The following is a 4,604-nucleotide window of genomic DNA, read 5'->3' on the forward strand; positions in this document are numbered from 1 at the left end:
ATCTCTACCCGAAGGCAGGTTGTGCGTATCCCTATTCTTTGACCAAATAAGGAATCCGTCCTCACCTCGACAAAGTTAAAAAGGCTTTTTACATCCATGTCACCGAGCCTTGCCTCAGCCCTACTTAAACACGGACGACAGAGCAACGGTCTGGTGCGTCAACCGAAGGTGTCATGACCTCATTAACGTAGCTGGAATTTCTCCTAACTGAGTCTGGTGAACTTACCCCGAAGGGACGAAACTAGAGACTATGTAGCTTCTTTTCAGAAGCCACGATACCTTTAGGTTCGTGGTAGTTCACTCAATGATCAAGAATGAACCTCTCCCACTTACTCGCTTCCGCTCCTTGAAGTGGGGGTTTCTTAGCACCAACAAAGACAAGGTCCCATGAGAAGCGGATTTGCCATCTCCTCTCTGCACCTATGCAGGGGCTCCTTTTCTTCATTTGACTAAGCAACTTCTGCACATACAGAAGGATGGGAACACACCGTCTACTACTTTTTGCTTACGCAATCCGTAGATACTTTCTCTTTGTTTCTTCTGGGATATGACACATCTTTCCGTACAGTTCTTTTGCCAAGATGTTGCGGGCACCGTGAATGTCCCGGTGTTCTTCATAGCCGCACGCACAAACGTAGTTGCGTGTCCGCACTTTCTTTCTTCTTTGGCAACATGGACATGTTTGAGAAGTGTACACTTCGTCTACGAGAAACAAGAGAATGCCTTTTGCGTGCAGTTTATACTCTAAATACGCGCGGAGTGTGCCAAATGACCAATTTGACAGCTTTTGGTTGACGTGTTTCGTCCGTTTTTTCTGTTTCCTTCGCTGTACACCTTCTGGATTGCCGACGAAAACTTGCTTCACTTCGTTTTCCAGGCACCAATCGACGAAGTTCTTCGTTGTTTTGTGGAGGGCATCTTGTAGCTGCTTCGTTGACTTAGACAGGACGAACTGCTTCGCGCGATTGTATTTCTTCCATTGTCGGGAATACTTGTTGCATTTACTCATGAGACGTTGGAGTTCCCCTAGCTTTTTATTGCGCAGCTGATGGATGGAGCGAGTTTTTCTGCCGGTGACAATAAGTGCTTCATCGGTTTCACAAAACGCCGCGATCGAGTGGATTTCTCCCATGTCTACACCTGCAGAATTTGTATACGCGTGTTTCATGGGGAATTCTCCGCTTTCATAAGAGATGGCTAAGTAGAGTCCATTGTCCCATGCCAGTTCAATTTCTTTCAGCTTTCCTTCGGGTAAAGTCGCAGGATTTACAGATACGACAATGAGCTGTTCCCGTTTTCCGTTATGGATGCCCATTGACAAATGAATGGTGCCATTCTCTTTCACGGAAAAGCCGTCTTTCTTCCATTTCGTATTGTAGTGCTTCTTTTGTTTGTAGGGATATTTGGCGGTTTTGATTCTTTTTTTGGAGGGCAGCTCTTGTGGCATCTCTGGCGAACAAGTATTTTTCAAATACAGCTTGTATGCTTTGAGAATGTAAGTGGTAGTTTCCTTTCGTCAGAGCTTGGAGGGTAGACTTGTTGATCCATTTTCCATTATGTTGCAGATGATACGCCTTTGCGTGACGCAAACAATCATTCCATACTTTGGCGGACTCGCGGTTGCAGTCAAATAAGCGCTGCAGGTTTGTCTTTGAGGTTTGGAAATAGACTCGTTTCGCTCGAATCATAGATTCACCTCCTGTATATTCCTCATTTTACCACGAACAAAACGTACGTTCTATATATTTACAAAATTTTTACATGTCGGACAATAGAACGTGCCTATCTCTTGTGCGAAGGCGATTCATCCCCCACTTACCGTTACACACCAATTCACACGCTTGAAGTGGGGGTATTCTCGCCTAATTTATGATAAAAAATGTCAGGATATCTTATACAAGAGCAGGATTCATAATTACATTAGAACTATCCTTGTAATAGGATGCTTGTATCTGCAGTTCCTTCAAAAATTCTCGGCCAACATGGGAAAAATAATGATTTTTATTACGAATCCAACAAAAGGATACTCTCAAATTTTCATCTTCCACAGGTATAGGCATAATTTCTTTTGATTTAATAAATGGATCAAAATGTAAAGACAATGCACTATAAAACCCAATTGCTTCTCCTTCAGCAATTAAATACTTTGTAGCCTCATGACTTTCTGAACGAAGCAATATATTAGGATCCCCATATTTTCGTAATATTTGATATAAATAATGATCCATACCATGATTTGTAAGAAAAGCAACAATAGGGTGCTTTATAATTTCAGTCATAGAGATTTTGTCTCGCTTAACAAGATCAGAAGATTTACCTACACATGCCATGATAGAGCTACTTAAAAAATGCCTGGAAATAAGTTCATGGTCATTTTCTAAATAAGTAAAGGGTACACCAACTAGCCCTAAATCAACCTTTTGATTCAGAACATCTTTCTTTATTTCGTATAGTTCGCTTTCTCGGAGCTCAATTTTAACATTTGGGAAATTTGACTTAAAAGCAGCAACTGTTTTAGGAATAATACTTCTACATAAGTCCGGCACAACACTAATAGATAAACTTCCTCTGACTTCTTGCTGTTGTACACGTGCTGCCTCCTTTACCTCATCCCACTTATTTAAAACCTCCTGCATTTTCAAGATAACCCTTTCTCCTTCTTCAGTGAGCTTCATTATATTTTTCGAGCGAATAAATAGTGTACAATTAAGCTCCTGTTCGATTTTTAAAACAGCATGTTTTAAACTTGATTGTGAAATGTTGAGGAGCTCGGATGCAGTAGAGATAGACCCCGTTTTTACGATTTCTATAAGATATAAAAGTTGTTCAATACGCATAAGTACACCACCTTCTTATTCAAAATGTTACATTCTAAAGGAAATATATGAAACGAACTATATAAATCCATCTTAATTCAGTTAATTATTCGTATGACTTTTAACATCGAATTCACTGTATCTCTTTCTAGCAAATGAATAAGAATGGCTAAATTGCAAGTTTCCCCATAAATAGCCAATGATAGCTCCGAGGATTGCAGGTAAAATCCATCCAACACCTTCTGCATATAAAGGAATATGATTATAAAGATTTGTAATAAAATCCAATTGAATTTTACTTTGCCTCAAACTATCAACGATGCTAATCAAGGCTGTACCTATCAAACCACCTGCATATACAGAGGAGTATCCTTTAAAGTACTTATGAAAGAAAGATAAAATAATTAAAACGATAGTTAATGGATAAATAGCAGTTAAAATAGGAACAGAAATCAAGATAATTTGAGTTAATCCTAAATTAGCTATAGCCATACTAACTAAGCATAGAATACCAATCCAACTTTTATAAGAAAAATGTGGAATAATACTAGAAAAATATTGGCCGCAAGAAATGATAAGCCCTACAGATGTTGTTAAACAGGCAAGGATAAAAAGTATCCCTAGTAGCATACTTCCTGAGTTTCCGAATAAATGAGTAGTGACAGTTGTTAAAATTTCTCCACCATTTTCAGGTGACTGAAGCAAGGAATGGCTAGTAGCACCTAAATGACCTAACATAAGATAAATAATTTCCAAACAAGTACCAGCAATTATACCTGCTTTTATAGTAATAGTAGCTAGCTTTTTTGACTCACGTATACCTCTTTTTTCAATTGCTGTAATAACGACACTTCCAAATAAAAGAGCTGCTAGTGCATCCATTGTTAAATAGCCATCCATAATCCCTTTGAATGCTGCGGCATGCTGATAGGCTGAAGAAGGTGTTCCATATTCTCCAATCGGATGAAACATACTTTGAATAAATATAATAGCAATAAGCCCTAATATAATTGGCGTTAGGATTTTACCGATCCTATCAAAGAGCTTTGAAGGGTTTAGACATAACCAATAGTTAACAGAAAAATAAATAATTGTATATATAAAAAGAGGTAACCCCTGGTTTTTTAGTTCATCAGGAAGAAATGGTGCGGCTCCCATTTCAAAAGCTACGCTTCCTGCACGCGGAATTACCAAGAAAGGACCAAGACATAAGTAAGTTATGAATGTGAAAAGAACAGAAAAAACTGGATGCACACGGTTCGTTAGTGTTTGTAAATTTCCTGATTTAGCGATAGCAGCTACGCCCAATATCGGTAGACCAACTGATGTAATAAGAAAACCAGCCATTGCCTCCCAAAAATTCACTCCTGCTGCATGTCCTAGAGCTGGCGGGAAAATAAGGTTCCCTGCCCCGAAAAATAAAGCAAATAACATTAATCCAGTATATAAAGTGTCTTTTGTTGAAAGATCTTTCATTATTTGTTCCTCCTGATGTCATCTTAGTAATTGTAAATAGATTAAATTAACATATATAGGTTCGTTATTAGCTAAAATACTGATGGTCTTCTGCATATTTTTCTCTCTTTAAAATGTATTTTCATTCTGATTTACATCCTGTTTATTCAATAAAAAAACTCTCACCTCACAATCAAATACGCATTACGCGTTTGTTTGATTGCTGAGGCGAGAGTATCGCGGTACCACCCAACTTTCCTATCTTCCTCACGGAAAACAGGCTCAATAAGTCTAATTCAATTAGACTTAGGTCTGTTAACGAGACTAACCGTT

Annotated in this window: 3 protein-coding genes; all 3 read right to left on the bottom strand. The window is 38.5% G+C overall.

The window, feature by feature from the left end:
• Positions 1–505: 505 nt before the first annotated feature.
• A complete protein-coding gene (locus tag H540_RS30905) occupies positions 506–1,447 on the bottom strand; it encodes an RNA-guided endonuclease InsQ/TnpB family protein (RefSeq protein WP_245592352.1) in 942 nt (313 codons plus the stop codon).
• A 445-nt stretch (positions 1,448–1,892) separates the two neighbouring features.
• Complete coding sequence (locus H540_RS0125485; RefSeq protein WP_028402975.1) at positions 1,893–2,837, bottom strand: LysR family transcriptional regulator; 945 nt, start codon at positions 2,835–2,837, stop codon at positions 1,893–1,895.
• An 81-nt stretch (positions 2,838–2,918) separates the two neighbouring features.
• The gene (gene brnQ / locus H540_RS0125490; protein ID WP_028402976.1) at positions 2,919–4,292 is read right to left on the bottom strand and encodes a branched-chain amino acid transport system II carrier protein; all 1,374 of its coding nucleotides are present in this window, start codon (positions 4,290–4,292) and stop codon (positions 2,919–2,921) included.
• Positions 4,293–4,604 lie beyond the last annotated feature (312 nt).

This window comes from Ectobacillus panaciterrae DSM 19096 (genome assembly GCF_000430785.1).
GTDB classification, from domain to species: Bacteria; Bacillota; Bacilli; order Bacillales; family Bacillaceae_G; genus Ectobacillus; species Ectobacillus panaciterrae.